Raw genomic sequence first — 15,490 nt, 5'->3', positions numbered from 1 at the left:
CCTCCGATCGGTGGGGTGAGGGAGCAGGGGTTATTGGCTGGCGGCGAGGCGTAGCGGGGAGCGGGTGATGCCCTCGCAGATCGTTTCCGCGATGTGGCGGGCGTCGCGGTCGATGCCGAGGAATCGTCCGGAGCCCCAGGTGTGCATCCACGGCAGACCGACGAAACTGAGTCCGGGTACCTCGGTGACGCCGCGGGTCTGCATCGGACGGCCCGACCCGTCGAAGGCGCTGGCCTCGATCCACCGGTAGTCGGGTCGGTAGCCGATCGCCCAGACGATGGAGGTGATGCCGGCGTCGGCCAGGTCGAGGGACTCGGGTTGCGAATCCGGTTGCCACACCGGCGTGTATCGGGTCGGCGGGGGTGCGTCGACGCCGTTGGCCGCGATGTGGCGGTCGATGTCGGCGCAGATGGAGTTGTACACCGTATCGGCGTTGTCGAGGGCCGCGGTCAGCGTCGGTGCGAATCGCAGGTGCGCGTCCTTGCCGTCGATGAGGGTGCCGTACAACCGCATGCCCTCGAGTGCGAAGCGTCGCAGATCGATGTCACGGCCCCCATCGCGACCGGTGACATAGTGGTTGGTCTTCTCCCGGGCGGCTTTTCCGCCGGGATACTCCTGCGCCGGGGTGTCGTAGAGGCCCATCTCGGCCAGCCACGTCATGCAGTCGCGTCCACGGTAGGTGCGCGCGACCCGGGGAGCGTTGCCGATCGCGAGATGTACCTCGCGGCCGGCGAGATGGAGATCCTCGGCGATCTGTGCGCCGGACTGACCGGACCCGACAACGAGTACCGCGCCCTCGGGCAATTGATCGGCGTTGCGGTACTGCTCGGAATGAATTTGTGTGACAACGGGATCGAGCGATGAGGCGAACGCCGGGACGACGGGCAGTGGATAGCCGCCGGTGGCGATGACCACCTGATCGCAGGTGAGTACCTCCTCGCCGGCGTCGCCGCTCACGGTCAGCTCGAATCGGTCGTCGGCGATCCGGGACAGGCGCGTCACGGTGGTGTGGGTACGCAGCGGCGGCTCGAAGGTCTCCAGCCAGCCCGCGAGCCAGGCGACCACCTCGTCGCGGGTCATGAACCCGTCGGGGTCGGCGCCGTCGTAGGAGTAACCGGGCAGCCGGCAGTGCCAGTTGGGGGTCACGAGGGTGAAGTTGTCCCAACGGGTATCGGCCCAGGCGTGCATCGGTGTGTCGCGCTCGATGACGACGTGATCGATGTGTGCGTTGCCGAGATACCAACTGACCGACAGGCCGGCCTGGCCGCCGCCGACGATGACGACGGGGATGTGCGGGGGATGGGCGGAAGTGCTCATGGGAGCTCCGAACGATGTGGGGATTCAGGGGTGGGGGAGCGGCGGGTGCATGCTCAGGACTTCGACGACGGCGTCGTCGGCGAAATCCGTTGCGGTGACGGTGATCGCCTCGGCCGTCGCAGCTGCCGACGTGCAGGCGAAACCGAACTTGGCACGGACGCGTTCGGCCGCCTCACCGAGTGCGACGAGGCTGCGGGCGCGGAACTCGGCGACCGTGTAGTGATGCCCGCTGCTCAGATGGTCGTGAACGACCAGCGACGGTGAATAGCATTCCTGCACACGCCCGTCCGGCCAGCGCACCGCGAAGGTCATCTCAGGCATGAGCGGGTTCCCGCCACGCGGCTGCCTCGGTGTCGGTGATGAGCCCGTAGGCATCGGGCCGTCGGTCGCGCAGATGGAACATGCCGGCGCGCATGGCGGTGAAGGTGGCGTCGATGTCGACCTCGGCGACGGCCATCCCGCTGCCGAGGAGGGTGGAATCCAGTACGTTGCCACCGGGATCGACGATCTTGGCGTTGCCGACGTAGCGCAGCGAACCGAAGGTCCCGGACTGGTTGGCGGCGATCCAGAAGACCTGATTGTCCAGTGCGCGTGCGGTATCGAAGAGATTGAAGCGGTAGGTCCAGCGGTCTTCCTGCAGGTTCTCCGCCGTTGCGGTGCGGGCAGCCGGCCACGCCGAGAGACTCGCGATGATCTCGGCACCCTGCAGCGCCATGATGCGTGCGGCTTCGGGAAAGGCCTTGTCGTAGCAGATCTGCAGGCCGACGCGCCCGACCGGGGTGTCGAAGACCCCGTATCCGGTGCCCGCCGAGTAGGACATGTTCTCGCCCAACGGTTGATGCACCTTGCGGTAGCTGCCGTAGATCCGCTCCCCATCGAGAACGGCTGCGGCGTTGTACCGCGTGACCCCGTCCTCGGCGAGTTCGCAGAACCCGATCGCAATGAGCATGTCGCCCGCGATCGCCTGAACGCGCTTGATCTCCGGACCGTCGAGCGAAATGGCCGGTGGCAGTGAGCGACTGGTGGTCGCGACGGTGTCACCGTGATTGCCCAGCGAGGAGAGGTAGCCGCCGATGGCGGCCTCGGGGAAGACGAGGAAATCGACTCCCGCTGCTCGGGCCCGTTCGACGTGGTCGGCGATCACCCGATAATTGTCCTCGAGATCGCGGGTGAAGTTGGCCGCGACGGCGGCAAGTGTCGTCATGAGCTGATCCTGGTCGTGGGCATCGGAACTCGGCTCACACCATGTAGGTGGAGTTGATGATCGCGCCCTTGCGGGCGTAGTGGATGAGCGCGTCCTGCACGTCGAGCGGATGTGCCGGGATCACGCCCTCGATCAGGTCCTCTTCGCGACCGCCATGCAGGGCGAGCCCGAACCGGCAGCAGAAGACCGTTCCGCCCTCGGAGATGAAGGTCGCCAAGGAGTCGTTGATGTTCTGTTCGCCGGGGAAGCCCGAATCGCCGGTGGTCGGGAAGCCGCGGGTGGCAAGGCAATTGATGGCGCCCGGCCCGTAGAAGTAGATGGCCGACTCGAATCCCTTGCGCAGCGCCCGGGTGGCCTGCAGGACGGCGACGAACGAGACCGATGACTCGTGGGCGATGCCGTGGACGAGGGTGAAGTACGATTCGCCGTTCTCCGCCTGGTAATCGGGGAAGATCTTGGTTCCGCCATAGATGTTGGAGCCCTTGGGAAGTGACGGATGGGGGATCTCGGCGAGGGAGGCGGCGATGTTCTCGGTGATGGTCTCGTCGAATGCGGGCATGGCTTCTCCTGTGGAGACGGCGCGTGGATGTGCGCGGCGAATGAGGGGGTGGGCGACGTTGCCCGGGATGTGAACGGGGATCGGAGTCGGCGTGGGCCGGTCGATCACCTGCCACCAATTTCAGACCTCGGGTATTGCGTGGTGGTTACCGGAGGAATAAGGGATCGGCCGATTCATGTAACACAGCCGTGGGCCGACTTGGGGCGCCACCGATGCCTGTTCCCATGGTAGGCCGACCCGTGCGCCTGGACCTTGTGTGCGGGGAGAAACTAGGATATGCAACTATTGCAGACAGGCGAGCAGCGCCGAGCATGTGACAGCGTGAGGGAAGGAAACCGATGGCCGACGACGCGTCGATCCGCACGGAACGCCGGGGGCGGGTGGCTCACCTGGTACTCAACCGCCCGAAATCGATCAACGCCCTCGACCACGAGATGGCGCTGACCATGGACAACGCGCTGCACGCGTGGGCGAGGGACGACGCGATCGAGACCGTGGTGATCTCCGGGGCCGGTGAGCGAGGCCTCTGCGCCGGCGGCGACATCGTCGCCATCCACCGCGACGGCGTCGAACTCAGCAACGTCGACGCCGATGGCGGCGCCCACGACGACCACGACGCCGCGGCGAGCCCGTCCGGACGCTTCTGGCACGACGAATACCTCCTCAACGAGTACATCGCGCACTACCCCAAGTCCTACGTCGCGATCATGGACGGCATCGTCATGGGCGGCGGCGTCGGGATCTCCGCCCACGGCAACACCCGCGTCGTCACCGACCGCACCAAACTCGCGATGCCCGAGGTCGGCATCGGCTTCGTGCCCGACGTCGGCGGCACCCATCTGCTCGCGCACGTCCCGGACCAGTTCGGCACCTACCTCGCGCTGACGGCCGCACCGATCGACGGCGCCGAGGCGATCGCCCTCGGACTCGCCGACCACTATGTGCCCGCCGAGATACTCGACGAACTCGTCGCAGCGCTCGCCGACCGGCCGGCCGCCGAGGTGCTCGCCCAGTTCTCGATCGAACCACCCGCCGCGGGGCTGCTCGAGCAGCGATCGTGGATCGCCGAGGCCTTCGCCGCCGACGACGTCGACGAGATCATCGCGCGGTGCCGTGCCGTCGGCTCGGACTTCGCGACGAAGACCGCCGAGCGGATCGCCGCGAAAAGCCCACTGGCCCTGCGGGTGGCGCTGCGTTCGCTGCGGGAGGCGCAGCACGACGCGACGCTGGCCGACTCGTTGCGCCGCGAATACCGGGTGTCGTTGCGCTCGTTGCTGTTTCCCGACCTCGCCGAGGGCATCCGGGCTCAGGTCATCGACAAGGACCGCAACCCCGCCTGGCGGCCTGCCGCCGCGATCGACGCCGCCGCGATCGACGCGTTCTTCGCGCCGCTGCCCGATGACGTCGAGCTGACGTTCGAGGTCGAATCCTCCGCCGACGCCTGATCTTTCGCATCATCGCCTCGCCGCCGAAGCAATTGACGAACCGAAGCCATTGACGAACCGAAGCCATTGACGAACCGAAGCCATTGACGAAGGAGTCATCATGAGCACCACCGAACCGCAGACGATCCTGACCGAGCGCCGCGACCGCGTCGGCCTCATCACCCTCAACCGTCCCAAGGCGCTCAACGCGCTCAACACCGAACTGATGACCGAGGTGGTCGCCGCGGTCAAGGAGTTCGACGCCGACGCGGGTATCGGGGCGATCGTGCTGACCGGATCGCAGAAGGCGTTCGCCGCCGGCGCCGACATCAAGGAGATGTCGTCGAAGACCTACGCCGAGGTGGTCGGCGAATCGTTCATCGGTGCGTGGGATGAGCTGTCGCGCAGCCGAACCCCCATCATCGCCGCCGTGACCGGGTATGCGCTGGGCGGCGGGTGCGAGCTGGCGATGCTGTGCGACACGATCATCGCCGGCGAGAACGCCGTCTTCGGGCAGCCCGAGATCAACCTCGGTGTCATCCCCGGCATCGGCGGATCGCAGCGCCTGACCCGCGCGGTGGGCAAGGCCAAGGCGATGGACATGGTGCTGACGGGCCGGCAGATGAAGGTCGACGAGGCCGAACGGATGGGTCTGGTGTCGCGGGTGGTGCCCACCGAGGAAGCGCTCGACACCGCACTCGAGGTCGCGGCGACCATCGCGTCGAAGTCGGCGATCGCGACCGCGCTGGCCAAGGACGCGGTGAACCGAGCCTTCGAATCGAGCCTCACCGAAGGTGTTCGCGCCGAACGCGCGCTGTTCTATTCGACATTCGCCACCGATGACCAGACCGAGGGGATGGCCGCGTTCGTCGAGAAGCGGGAGCCGCGGTTCACCCACCGGTGACCCATGGCGTCACCCGACCGGGGTGACGAGTGCGGCGATACGCCGTGAAACGGGCACCTCCGTCGTAGGCTCGACGCGTGATGACGACCGATGCCATCGACGCCGACAAGGAGACGAGTCCGCCACGGGCGGCCCTGGTACTCGGGGCGCTGATCCTGGTGGCCGGTGTCGCCAACATCAATCTGTCCGTGGCCAACGTCGCACTACCCGATATCGGCAAGGCCCTCGACGCCAGTTCGACGCAACTGAATCTGATCGCCGTCGGCTACTCGCTGGGACTGGCGGCGTCGGTGCTGTACTTCGGTGTACTGGGCGACCGTTTCGGCCGACGGCGGCTGCTCATCGCCGGCATGCTGTTGACGTTGCCGGCGTCGCTGATCGCCGGTTTCGCGGTGGGCCCGAACGTCTTGTTCGCCGCACGTGTCCTCGGCGGGATCTCGGCCGGTCTGGCTTATCCGACGACCCTGGCGATCATCACGGCCCTGTGGACCGGTGCCCGCCGCACCGGCGCGATCGCGGCGTGGTCGGCGATCGGCGCGGCGATCTCGGCGACCGGCCCTGTCGTGTCGGGGGCGTTGCTGGAGCAATTCGCTTGGCAATCGGTCTTTTTGGTGACGTTGCCCCTTGCAGTGCTCGCACTGGCCGGCGCGTGGTTCCTGGTGCCCGCCGACGGCGGTGACACCGCCGTCGCCGTCGACAACCTCGGCGGCGTCCTATCGATCGTGCTGGTGGGTTCCACCGTGCTGGCGATCAACTTCGCCCCGCTGAGCAACATGCGGACCGCGGTGTGGGTACTCGCGGCGATCGCGGTGGTCTCGATCGTCGTGTTCGTGTGGCGCCAGCTTCGGATCAGGGTGCCGCTCTACGACTTCCGGATCGCATCTCGGCCGACGTTCTGGGTGGCGGCGGTCGGCGGCATCGTCATCTTCGGCACCCTGATGGGTGCGATGTTCGTCGGTCAGCAGTATCTGCAGAACGTGCTCGGCTACTCCGCTCTCGCCTCGGGTGCGATGGCCTTGCCCGCCGCCGCGGCGATGGTGGTGGTCGCCCCGCAGTCGGCGAAACTCGTGGAGTCCATCGGATCTCGATACACCCTGCTCATCGGGTATCTGTTCATCATTCTCGGCCTGGCACTGGCACTGATCATGTGGCATGACACCGCGCCCATCTGGTCGGTGATCGGTACCTACATCCTGATCGGCGCGGGCGTCGGATTCGCCGGCACCCCGGCGTCGCATTCGTTGACCGGCTCGGTGCCGGTCTCACGCGCCGGAATGGCGTCGAGCACCTCGGATCTACAGCGCGATCTCGGCGGCGCGATCATGCAGTCGGTACTCGGGGCGATCCTCACCGCCGGATACGCCAAGACCTTGACGGCGGCGATCTCCGCCTCACCCGACGCCGACCACGTCAGCAGCGAGACCCAGGCGGTGCTCACCAAATCCTTTGCCAGCGCAGCGGATCTGGCACAACGCTATCCGCAGTACTCGGACGAGATCATCACCGCCGCACGCGAGGCCTTCGTGCACGGCGACGCCCGGGCAAACGCGGCGGCCATCGTCATCGTGGGATGCGGGGCCCTGCTGGTGGCCGTGTGCTACCCGAAGGCGGCCAAGGAACGAGAAGCGATGCGCCGCTACGCCTCCGAACGCGGGGTATCAGCGTCCGACGACACCTGAGCGGTGCTCAGGTCACCTCGAACGACGGGCTGACGCCGACGATCGGGCGCAGACGACCGGTCGTCGACTTGACGTCACCGAAATACCGGATGCGATGACGACCGGCTGCGCCCTGCGGGATTCGCCACGTGATGGTCACGATCGATGCCGAATCCTGACCGTCGGGGCGCTTCCACTCGAGTTCGCTCGCCGCCTCGGTGTCGTCCTCCGCGGTGATCCAGCGTCCCCCGTCGAAACGCTCGATCACGTAGTAGCCGTCGGTGGGCCGGGACCCGTCGGCGGGCACACGTCGCACACGATTGCTCGGATGTGCTCCGGAGAACGACACCGAGACCGATTGTCCGGCAACGTAGGTGGTTCTCGGCGAGGCGACGACCGCGCCGAAGGTGGTGTCGCGGACCGGGGTGTCGGCGGGGACCGGCGCGAGGAGATTCGGTTGCAGCCCGCTGGTGTCGGCGGGTGTCGGTCCGAGGTCGCCGCGTCTTCCCGCGGCCATCGTGCGGGCCAACCGGTCGAACTCCTGCATGTAGGCGCACAACGTGTAGCGCCCGAACAGTGTCTCGCCGCCCTCGTACTGTTGCGACAGGAACTCCTCCGGCGTCGTCACGTACTGGCTGTAGCCGTTGGCGTAGCCCTGCATCAGCACGTTCTCCAGTGGCACGTGCAGCGCATCGGCGACGATGCGTCGGATGCGCAACCCGGCGACGATGGTGAATTCGGCAGGCCCGCAAGCCAGGACGAGGTCACCGATCCGGATCAGCTGGATCGGCAGCACCTGCTGTATCCAGGGTCGCGGGGGAAGGTAGCCGAGTGGGAACAGGTCGAACTTCGGTGCCTGGATCGCGACCGCCCAGTCCGGCGGCGTCACGCTGGTGTCGACGCCGAGGGCCTGCGCGAACGGCAGCGTCACACCCTCCTGGAGAAAACTCAGCTGGCTCCGCGTGTTGTCCTCGGTGCTGGTGGCCGCGGCGGCCGCACCCATGATCGCCGGGGTGGTGCGGGTGGGTTTGCCGTCCGGGGTGTAGTGGCCGTCGATCCGGATGTCGGAGAGATCGAGGAAGCGATAAGCGTAGCTGATGGCGCCGGTCAACGGCCGTGTTGCGGCGAAAGCACGTTGCGCGGCGCGATATTGGCGGTCGCCGATCATCACCCGGTTGGTGCGGTGGTCGGCGGTGGGTCCGCCGGGGTGCATCTTGCGCAGCCACAGGTTCGGTGTCATGTCGCCGGCGTTGGTCTGCGGGAATGCCGCCACCACACCGGGATTCGCGCTCTCGGCCAGATAGGAGGCGTAGCCCTTGTTGTCACTGGAGATCAGGGTGTTGGCGTCGGTGAGTGAGGTGCCGTGCGTGGCGAACCAGGTGATCTCGCCGATCACGGTGCCGCCCTGGCGCAGTCGCAACGCGGTGACCTGCGGGTCGATGTGTTCGGGGAAGTGCTTCTGGTCGGCTGCCGGATTGCGGACGAACGCCTGCACGGACCGGTTGGCACTTGCGTCGTGCAGCTCGCTGTGGCCGAGCTCGAGAGTTCCCGGAGCGAGACTGTTGTGCGCGGCGACGATGGCCTCGACGATTCCGTCGACCTCGGCGCGATACGAGTTCTCCCGATGCCCGAGTGCGGCAAGGACATACGCATAATCCCAGGCGGTACCGCCGCACGAGTTGTGATTGTGCGTGGCGTTGATGTTGACGTTCTCGTTGGTGTAGGCGTTGCCGAAGCGTTGTGCCAGCGCCTTCATCACTCCGACGCGGTGGGATTCGAAGATGCACGCGAGATCGGCGTTGACGAAGACGATCCGGGTACCGGTGGCGGCGTCGGCGATGATGTAGGCACGCGCCCAGACGCGTTGCAGGAGGCCGGTGGCCACCTGCGAGAGATCGGAGTAGCCCATCATGCCTTGTCCGGCAATGGCTCCGGTGATGTCACCGCGTCCGGCGCCGACGAGATAGCCGCCCGATGGTGCCGCCTGTGCTGGACCGGGGGTACCGGCGACGCCGGCCAAGCCGAGTGCTGTGGCCCCGACCGCCGCTCCGGCCAGTAACCCTCGCCGGCTGACCCCGGCTGCTCTCGCGGTGTCCGTCATCGTTGTCGCCCCTCCGAACCGGTCCTGCCCGCATCGTCGGCGGGTGCCGCCATTGCGGCAAAAGTGGTGGCCAACACGGCGATATGGCGCCGCGCGGCGTCGCTGTCATGATCGGTCAGCCACGACAGCGTCAACCCGTCGAGCGACGAGGTGACGATGTGGGCGAGTTCGTCGGTCGGCATCGTCCACCGCAGTGACATCGTGTCGGCGATGAAGCGCAGGGCGTCGGCAACCGCCGACCGATAGACCTCCCACTGGCGACGCCCGGCTTCCGGATCGTGGCGCATCGCGTGAGTGGCGACCTCCAGCAAGGCGATCTCTCGCCTCGGATCGCTCTCCAGGAGGCGCAGATAGGCGTCCATCGCCGCGGTCAGCACCTCGGTGAGTCCGGTACCGGGGTCGGTGAGTTCCACGCTGAGCAGCGCGCCGAGCCGTTCGGCGCTGGTGATCTCCTCGATCACAGCGCTGATCAGTGCCTCGCGTGAGGAGAAGATGTAGAACAGTGCGCCCTGCGGCATGCCGGCCTCGCCGACGATCGCCCGCGTGGTCGCCGCGGCGAGTCCGTCGCGCGCGATGACCCGGATTGCGGCGTCGATCAGCTCCGCACGTCGCTCGTCGAACGTCATTCGGCGCATCGAGAATCCCCCCGGATCAGTTGATCGTTCGGTCAACTATGCATCACGGGGGGTGATCTGTCGCGCGGATTGCAGGAATTCGTCAGATCGTGTGGTCGTGCAGGGTGGGCAGACTGTCATAGGCGTTGCGGATGTGGCGGGCGGCGAGTCGGGACGCGCGACCGGCGTCGCCTGCGCTGATGGCGTCGAGGATCTCGCGATGCTCGGTCATCAATGCCGCGCGGAGTGCGGACCAGTCCTCGACGTCGGTGAAGGCAGCGAGGATCGCGCGACGCTGGGCATTGCGAATGGCGACCGTCATCGCGGTGACGAGCCGATTGCCGCCGGCCTCGGCGATGGCGGTGTGAAAGGCGATGTCGGCGTCGTTGAAGGCGGCTCGATCGTCGACGGCGGCCTCCATCGCGGCCATCGCCTCGTGGACCGGTGCAAGGCGTGCGGGATCGTGTGCCCGCGCTGCCAATTCGACGCTCGAGGACTCCAGGGTCACCCGCGCGTCGACGACGTCGGCGAACGCGAAGTTCGACAGCGCGATGTGCAGGCGCAGAAAGTGGGTCAGGGCCTCGGCGGGCATCGCGGCGACGAAGGTGCCGGCGCCGGAACCGCTGCCGACCGCCGATCGGAGCACGCCCTGGGCCTCGAGGACGCGCAACGCCTCGCGGACCGCGGGCCGGCTGACCTGCAGGCGCGCGGCGAGATCGCGCTCGGGTGGTAGCGGATCGCCGACACCCAATGCTCCGGAGAGGATTTGCTCCTCGATCGCGTCGATCACCATCTCGTAGGTGCGGGTACGCGCCACCGGTTGCCAGTTCGGGCTGGGCGCGGACGCCGTCGCAGATGACCGGCCGATCGTCATGGGAACCACCTTCCGTGCGGAGTCGGTGGCCCCGCGTCGATCCGGGTCGCTCTGTTGACAGGCGCGACGGGATCACCTTACCGTGAATCGTGTGGTCAGACCACAGGTCTTTCCAGCTCACAGCCCAGCCATCTCCCGCGGAGTCCGTATGCGCATCCCCGATCAGCTCGCCCGGCCATCGATCGCACCGTCGGGGCACCCGTGATGAGGGTCGCCCTGTTCGCCACCTGCTTCAACGACACGATGTGGCCCGGTACGCCCCGGGCGACCGTGCTGCTCCTCGAGCGACTCGGCGTCGAGGTCGAGTTCCCCGTCGAGCAGACCTGCTGCGGCCAGATGTTCACCAACACCGGCTATGCCGACGAGGCGATCCCCGGTGTGCGACAGTTCGCCCAGGTTTTCGGTGAGTACGACGCGGTCGTCGCCCCCTCGGCCTCCTGCATCGGCTCTGTGCGCCACCAGCATCCGGGGCTGGCGGCTCGCTCGGGCGACCACGGGTTGCAGGACGCGGTGGCTGCCTACACACCGAAGGTGTACGAACTCAGCGAATTCCTCGTCGACGTCCTCGGTGTCACCGACGTCGGCGCGTACTTCCCGCACCGGGTCACCTATCACCCCACCTGTCATTCGCTGCGCATGCTGCGCGTCGGCGACAAACCGCTGCAACTGCTCCGGGCGGTCAAAGGCATCGACCTCGTGGAACTGCCTGCCTCCGACCAATGTTGCGGATTCGGTGGCACCTTCGCGATGAAGAACCCCGACACCTCGGTGGCGATGGGTTCCGACAAGTCCGCACATGTCAAGGAGACCGACGCCGAAGTGCTGGTGGCGGGGGACAATTCCTGCCTCGCCCACATCGGCGGACTACTCAACCGGGAACGCGCCGGGGTGCGGATGATGCACCTCGCCGAGATCCTCGCCTCCACCGAGAAGGAGCCGGCATGACCACCTCTCGCGACCCGGTGCACGAGATGCCCACGATGGCACCGTCACTGGCGTTGGGCTCCGGCCATCCGCACGTCGGGGTCACCTCGACCTTCGTCGGAATGCCGAAGTTCCCCGAGGCCGCCAGGACCGAGCTGGCCAACACCACCCAACGTCGAAATCTCGCCCACGCCACCGGGATCATCCGCACGAAGCGCGCCGGGGTGGTCGGCGAACTCGACAACTGGGAGCAGTTGCGCGTCGCTGCCGAACAGATCAAGAACCGTACCCTGCGCAACCTCGACCGCTATCTGATCGAGTTCGAGGAGAAGGCGAGTGCCGCGGGGGCGGTGGTGCACTGGGCCCGGGATGCGCAGGAGGCCAACCGGATCGTCGTCGACCTGGTTCGTCAGACCGGAGCCGACGAGGTGGTCAAGGTCAAATCGATGGCCACCCAGGAGATCGAACTCAATGAAGCCCTGCAGGAGGCGGGGATCAACGCCTGGGAAACCGATCTCGCCGAACTCATCGTCCAACTCGGCGACGACTGGCCCAGTCACATCCTCGTGCCGGCCATCCACCGCAATCGCAGCGAGGTCCGCGAGATCTTCCGGCGAAGGATGAAAGAGGTCGGCCGCCCGGCACCCGACGATCTCACCGACGATCCCAAGCGGCTCGCCGAGGCCGCACGACTTCACCTGCGCGAGAAGTTCTTACGCGCCAAGGTCGGCATCAGCGGCGCGAACTTCGCGGTCGCCGACACCGGCAGTCTCGTCGTCGTCGAATCCGAGGGCAACGGCCGCATGTGCCTGACCCTGCCGGAAACGCTGATCTCGGTGGTCGGGATCGAGAAGATCCTGCCCACCTGGTCTGACCTCGAGGTCTTCCTGCAGGTGCTACCGCGGTCGAGTACCGGGGAGCGCGAGAACCCGTACACCTCGATCTGGACCGGCGTCACCCCCGGTGACGGACCGCAGAACGTGCACATCGTCTTGTTGGACAACCATCGCACCGACGTGCTCGCCGACGAGGTCGGCCGAGATGCGTTGCGCTGCATCAGATGTTCGGCGTGCCTGAATGTGTGTCCGGTGTACGAGCGCGCCGGCGGACACGCCTACGGCTCGGTCTATCCCGGGCCGATCGGCGCGATCCTCACACCGCAGCTACGGGGTACGTCGTCGGAGGTCGACAAGTCGCTGCCGTTCGCGTCGAGTTTGTGCGGGGCGTGCTTCGATGTGTGTCCCGTGCGTATCAACATCCCGGACATATTGGTGCACTTACGAACTCGTGTCGTCGATGAGAAGCGCGGTGGTCTGCCGAGCGGTGAGGCCGCCGCGATGAAGGCCGGCGCGTGGATGTTCGCCGACCATCGGCGGCTCGAGGCGGCGCAGAAGGCGGCCACCACCAGTCACCGGTTCTTCGGCAAGCGGACGACGATCGGTGCCCTGCCGTGGCCGTTGTCGGCGTGGAGCTCGGCCCGTGACGTCCCGGTGCCGCCCGCGGAATCGTTCCGCGACTGGTGGAAACGCGAACGCGGGAACCGTGCGGCCGGGGAGGAGGACCGATGAGCGCCCGCGAGGAGATCCTGACCCGTGTGCGAGCCGCGATCTCCGACGTCGACGACGCCACACGTGAAAGCGACATCGACTGGGACTACGGACAAGCGGTGCCGACCGGTGATCTCGACACCGTCGAACGATTCGCCGAGCGCGTGGCCGACTACCGTGCCGTCGTCGAGCGCGTCGGAGAGCACGACCTGGCACAACGGATCTCTGCGGCGCTGGCCGACGTCGACGGGCCGGTGCTCGCCGACCCGGCGTTGCGCTCGCTACTGGGCGTCGAGGAGAACTGGATCGATGACGAGACACTCTCCCCGACGCAGCTCGACCGGGTCGGTGCGGTGGTGACCACGGCCGCCGTCGGGATCGCCAACACCGGCACCATCGTGTTGGACCACGGCGCCGGGCAGGGTCGGCGTGCGTTGTCGCTGGTGCCCGACGTCCACCTCTGCATCGTCGACGCCGCACAGATCGTCAGCGACGTCCCCGAGGCCGTCGCTCGGCTGATCGCCGACGGTGCTGCCGCACGCCCGCAAACCTGGATCAGCGGGCCCAGTGCCACCAGCGACATCGAACTCGACCGTGTTGAAGGCGTGCACGGTCCGCGCACCTTGCACGTGGTGATCGTGGGCTGAGAGCGGGGTGGGCGGATTGTCCCGCCGTGGGCAGCGATCAACTGACAGATCGTCGGTTGCCGGGTGGAGGTGGACGCAGCACAGTATCGCCATGACAGCTACACCCGATATTTCCGCCGATCCGGCAGCCGTCGAGTACGGCGGCAAGGTTCTCGCCGTCGAACCCGGCGGCAACGAGCCGATTCCTCTCGAGGCCCGGCACGGCAAACCCCGCGGCCTGTTCTGGACGTGGACGGCGCCGAACCTGGAGTTCGCCACGATCTTCGTCGGCGTCATCTCGGTCGCCTACTTCGGGCTGTCATTCTGGCAGGCCGTCGGCGCCGTGGTGCTCGGCAACCTGCTCGGTGCGGTCGCGCACTTCCTGCTCTCCGCCGAGGGACCGCTGCACGGTGTACCGCAGATGGTGTTGGGGCGCTTGGCCTTCGGTCACAATGGCAACATCCTGCCGGCGACGTTCATGGCGGTGATGTGCGGCGTCGGGTGGTTTGCCACCAACAGCGTCAGCGGCGCCTTCGCCCTGGCGACCCTGCTCGGCATCACGCCGCTCGCCGGACTCATCGTGATCGTGGTGCTACAGACGGCATTTGCGTTCTTCGGCCACAATCTGGTGCAGCGCTTCGAGCGCCTGGCGGCCCCGATCCTCGCGATCGTCTTCCTCATCGGCGCGGTCATCATCTTCAGCAAGTCCGACGTGTCGGCGGGCTCGGCCGAGGGTGGTTTCTCGATGGGGGGCTTCCTCCTCGCCGTGGGCGCCTCGTTCGGCTACACGGCGGGCTGGACGCCCTACGCCGCGGACTACACCCGCTACCTGCCGCCGACCGTGTCTAAGATGCAGACCGGACTGTTCGCCTCGGCCGGCCTGTTCCTCTCGTGCACGCTGCTGATGGTGGTCGGCGCCGCGTCGATGACGATCGGTGCGCCGACGTCGGACAATCCCACGGACGCATTCACCGCCAACTTCCCGTCGGCCATCGCCGACCTCACCCTGCTGGCCATCGCGGTGGGAGCGATCGCCGCCAACGCCATCAATGTGTACTCGGGCGCAATGGCTTTCGTGACAATGGGGTTCAAACTCCCGGTCGGCGCGCAGCGGGCACTGGTGTCGGTGTTCTTCGGTGTCGTCGGGTTCCTCGTCGCCTGGTGGGCGCTGGCCGACGCTGCGGCCTCCTATGAGGCGTTCCTGCTGCTGGTCGCGTACTGGATCGGTCCCTGGCTCGGCGTGGTCTTCGCCGACCGTGTGCTGCGACGCGAGCCGCCATCCCTCGAACTCCTCTACGACCGCAAGTACACCAACTGGGGTGGTCTGGCCGCCTTCGTCATAGCTCTCGTCGCCTCGGTCCTGTTGTTCTGCAACCAGGAACGCTTCATCGGCTTCGTCGTCCGGGCGGTACCCGAACTCGGTGACATCGGCGCCTTCGTCGGCTTCGCCATCGCCTTCATCGCCTACCTCCTCCTGGCCCGCTCCCGGGTCGAGAAGTCGGTGCAGCAGTACGGCTGACACGAGGCGTAGGGTTCCAGCGTTTACTTGCGGCGGTCTCGGGGCTCGCCGCACGCGGCTCGCACCTCGACCAGCGGAGGGACCGTTCCCATCCCGGTGGCCGTCCCACCCCGCGCGGAATGCTCCAGGCCTTCCCATCCGATGGCCGCCCCATCCCGATGGTCGAGGTGCCGAGGAGCGCTAGCGACGAGCCTCGAGACCTGTTGTGCTGAAAGGAGT

General features: G+C 67.0%; 14 protein-coding genes. 7 read left to right on the top strand and 7 right to left on the bottom strand.

Annotation, left to right across the window (positions count from 1 at the left end; genetic code table 11):
- Positions 1-30 precede the first annotated feature (30 nt).
- Genes GOPIP_RS20130 through GOPIP_RS20115 form a run of 4 tightly spaced genes read right to left on the bottom strand, consistent with a single transcriptional unit; the run spans position 31 to position 3,080 of the window.
- A complete protein-coding gene (locus tag GOPIP_RS20130) occupies positions 31-1,317 on the bottom strand; it encodes an MSMEG_0569 family flavin-dependent oxidoreductase (RefSeq protein ID WP_006371628.1) in 1,287 nt (428 codons plus the stop codon).
- Between the two features lie 24 nt (positions 1,318-1,341).
- On the bottom strand, positions 1,342-1,638 hold the full coding sequence (locus tag GOPIP_RS20125; protein WP_006371627.1) for an MSMEG_0570 family nitrogen starvation response protein: 297 nt from the start codon (positions 1,636-1,638) through the stop codon (positions 1,342-1,344).
- Positions 1,631-2,521 carry a carbon-nitrogen hydrolase family protein gene (locus GOPIP_RS20120; protein WP_006371626.1) on the bottom strand — a complete coding sequence of 297 codons (891 nt, stop codon included), beginning with the start codon at positions 2,519-2,521 and terminating at the stop codon, positions 1,631-1,633. Before GOPIP_RS20120 ends, GOPIP_RS20125 begins: the two co-directional genes overlap by 8 nt.
- A gap of 34 nt (positions 2,522-2,555) precedes the next feature.
- Positions 2,556-3,080, bottom strand: a complete 525-nt coding sequence (locus GOPIP_RS20115; protein ID WP_006371625.1) for an MSMEG_0572/Sll0783 family nitrogen starvation response protein — start codon at positions 3,078-3,080, stop codon at positions 2,556-2,558.
- Positions 3,081-3,418: 338 nt separating this feature from the next.
- Between GOPIP_RS20115 and GOPIP_RS20110 the strand changes: the two genes are divergently transcribed.
- The 3 genes from GOPIP_RS20110 (at position 3,419) to GOPIP_RS20100 (ending at position 7,087) form a co-directional block, all read left to right on the top strand.
- Positions 3,419-4,525 (top strand): enoyl-CoA hydratase/isomerase family protein, encoded by a 1,107-nt coding sequence (locus GOPIP_RS20110; RefSeq protein ID WP_006371624.1) that lies wholly within the window; start codon positions 3,419-3,421, stop codon positions 4,523-4,525.
- A 100-nt stretch (positions 4,526-4,625) separates the two neighbouring features.
- Entirely contained in the window at positions 4,626-5,408 is a 783-nt protein-coding gene (locus GOPIP_RS20105) for an enoyl-CoA hydratase (RefSeq protein ID WP_006371623.1), read from the top strand.
- Between the two features lie 80 nt (positions 5,409-5,488).
- The gene (locus GOPIP_RS20100) at positions 5,489-7,087 is read left to right on the top strand and encodes an MFS transporter (protein WP_035728502.1); all 1,599 of its coding nucleotides are present in this window, start codon (positions 5,489-5,491) and stop codon (positions 7,085-7,087) included.
- 7 nt (positions 7,088-7,094) lie between these two features.
- On the opposite strand, the gene GOPIP_RS20095 is transcribed toward GOPIP_RS20100, so the two are convergent.
- The 3 genes from GOPIP_RS20095 to GOPIP_RS20085 all read right to left on the bottom strand — a co-directional run bounded on the left by GOPIP_RS20095 (position 7,095) and on the right by GOPIP_RS20085 (position 10,655).
- Positions 7,095-9,167, bottom strand: coding sequence for a neutral/alkaline non-lysosomal ceramidase N-terminal domain-containing protein (locus GOPIP_RS20095; RefSeq protein WP_006371621.1), 2,073 nt, complete (start codon positions 9,165-9,167; stop codon positions 7,095-7,097).
- Positions 9,164-9,802 carry a TetR/AcrR family transcriptional regulator gene (locus tag GOPIP_RS20090; protein WP_006371620.1) on the bottom strand — a complete coding sequence of 213 codons (639 nt, stop codon included), beginning with the start codon at positions 9,800-9,802 and terminating at the stop codon, positions 9,164-9,166. The genes GOPIP_RS20095 and GOPIP_RS20090 overlap by 4 nt, the downstream gene beginning before the upstream one ends.
- A gap of 82 nt (positions 9,803-9,884) precedes the next feature.
- Positions 9,885-10,655, bottom strand: coding sequence for a FadR/GntR family transcriptional regulator (locus GOPIP_RS20085; RefSeq protein ID WP_006371619.1), 771 nt, complete (start codon positions 10,653-10,655; stop codon positions 9,885-9,887).
- 204 nt (positions 10,656-10,859) lie between these two features.
- Between GOPIP_RS20085 and GOPIP_RS20080 the strand changes: the two genes are divergently transcribed.
- The 4 genes from GOPIP_RS20080 (at position 10,860) to GOPIP_RS20065 (ending at position 15,271) form a co-directional block, all read left to right on the top strand.
- Entirely contained in the window at positions 10,860-11,600 is a 741-nt protein-coding gene (locus GOPIP_RS20080) for a (Fe-S)-binding protein (RefSeq protein WP_006371618.1), read from the top strand.
- Complete coding sequence (locus tag GOPIP_RS20075) at positions 11,597-13,147, top strand: LutB/LldF family L-lactate oxidation iron-sulfur protein (protein ID WP_006371617.1); 1,551 nt, start codon at positions 11,597-11,599, stop codon at positions 13,145-13,147. The genes GOPIP_RS20080 and GOPIP_RS20075 overlap by 4 nt, the downstream gene beginning before the upstream one ends.
- Positions 13,144-13,773, top strand: coding sequence for a LutC/YkgG family protein (locus GOPIP_RS20070; protein ID WP_006371616.1), 630 nt, complete (start codon positions 13,144-13,146; stop codon positions 13,771-13,773). Before GOPIP_RS20075 ends, GOPIP_RS20070 begins: the two co-directional genes overlap by 4 nt.
- 91 nt (positions 13,774-13,864) lie before the next feature.
- Positions 13,865-15,271: a purine-cytosine permease family protein gene (locus GOPIP_RS20065; protein ID WP_006371615.1), complete on the top strand. Its 1,407-nt coding sequence runs from the start codon at positions 13,865-13,867 to the stop codon at positions 15,269-15,271.
- Positions 15,272-15,490: the final 219 nt, after the last annotated feature.

The sequence above is a fragment of the Gordonia polyisoprenivorans NBRC 16320 = JCM 10675 genome (assembly GCF_000241325.1).
GTDB classification, from domain to species: Bacteria; Actinomycetota; Actinomycetes; order Mycobacteriales; family Mycobacteriaceae; genus Gordonia; species Gordonia polyisoprenivorans.
The sequence above is the reverse complement of the archived record's forward strand: the minus strand, read 5'-3'. Positions and strand labels throughout refer to the sequence as shown.

What these genes read in the sequence shown, in the direction of transcription:
- GOPIP_RS20075 (WP_006371617.1), top strand. Translation starts at nt 11,597, where the DNA reads ATGACCACCTCTCGCGACCCGGTGCACGAGATGCCCACGATGGCACCG.
- GOPIP_RS20095 (WP_006371621.1), bottom strand. Translation starts at nt 9,167, where the DNA reads ATGACGGACACCGCGAGAGCAGCCGGGGTCAGCCGGCGAGGGTTACTG.
- GOPIP_RS20105 (WP_006371623.1), top strand. Translation starts at nt 4,626, where the DNA reads ATGAGCACCACCGAACCGCAGACGATCCTGACCGAGCGCCGCGACCGC.
- GOPIP_RS20125 (WP_006371627.1), bottom strand. Translation starts at nt 1,638, where the DNA reads ATGCCTGAGATGACCTTCGCGGTGCGCTGGCCGGACGGGCGTGTGCAG.
- GOPIP_RS20065 (WP_006371615.1), top strand. Translation starts at nt 13,865, where the DNA reads ATGACAGCTACACCCGATATTTCCGCCGATCCGGCAGCCGTCGAGTAC.
- GOPIP_RS20120 (WP_006371626.1), bottom strand. Translation starts at nt 2,521, where the DNA reads ATGACGACACTTGCCGCCGTCGCGGCCAACTTCACCCGCGATCTCGAG.
- GOPIP_RS20100 (WP_035728502.1), top strand. Translation starts at nt 5,489, where the DNA reads ATGACGACCGATGCCATCGACGCCGACAAGGAGACGAGTCCGCCACGG.
- GOPIP_RS20085 (WP_006371619.1), bottom strand. Translation starts at nt 10,655, where the DNA reads ATGACGATCGGCCGGTCATCTGCGACGGCGTCCGCGCCCAGCCCGAAC.
- GOPIP_RS20130 (WP_006371628.1), bottom strand. Translation starts at nt 1,317, where the DNA reads ATGAGCACTTCCGCCCATCCCCCGCACATCCCCGTCGTCATCGTCGGC.
- GOPIP_RS20080 (WP_006371618.1), top strand. Translation starts at nt 10,860, where the DNA reads ATGAGGGTCGCCCTGTTCGCCACCTGCTTCAACGACACGATGTGGCCC.
- GOPIP_RS20110 (WP_006371624.1), top strand. Translation starts at nt 3,419, where the DNA reads ATGGCCGACGACGCGTCGATCCGCACGGAACGCCGGGGGCGGGTGGCT.
- GOPIP_RS20070 (WP_006371616.1), top strand. Translation starts at nt 13,144, where the DNA reads ATGAGCGCCCGCGAGGAGATCCTGACCCGTGTGCGAGCCGCGATCTCC.
- GOPIP_RS20090 (WP_006371620.1), bottom strand. Translation starts at nt 9,802, where the DNA reads ATGCGCCGAATGACGTTCGACGAGCGACGTGCGGAGCTGATCGACGCC.
- GOPIP_RS20115 (WP_006371625.1), bottom strand. Translation starts at nt 3,080, where the DNA reads ATGCCCGCATTCGACGAGACCATCACCGAGAACATCGCCGCCTCCCTC.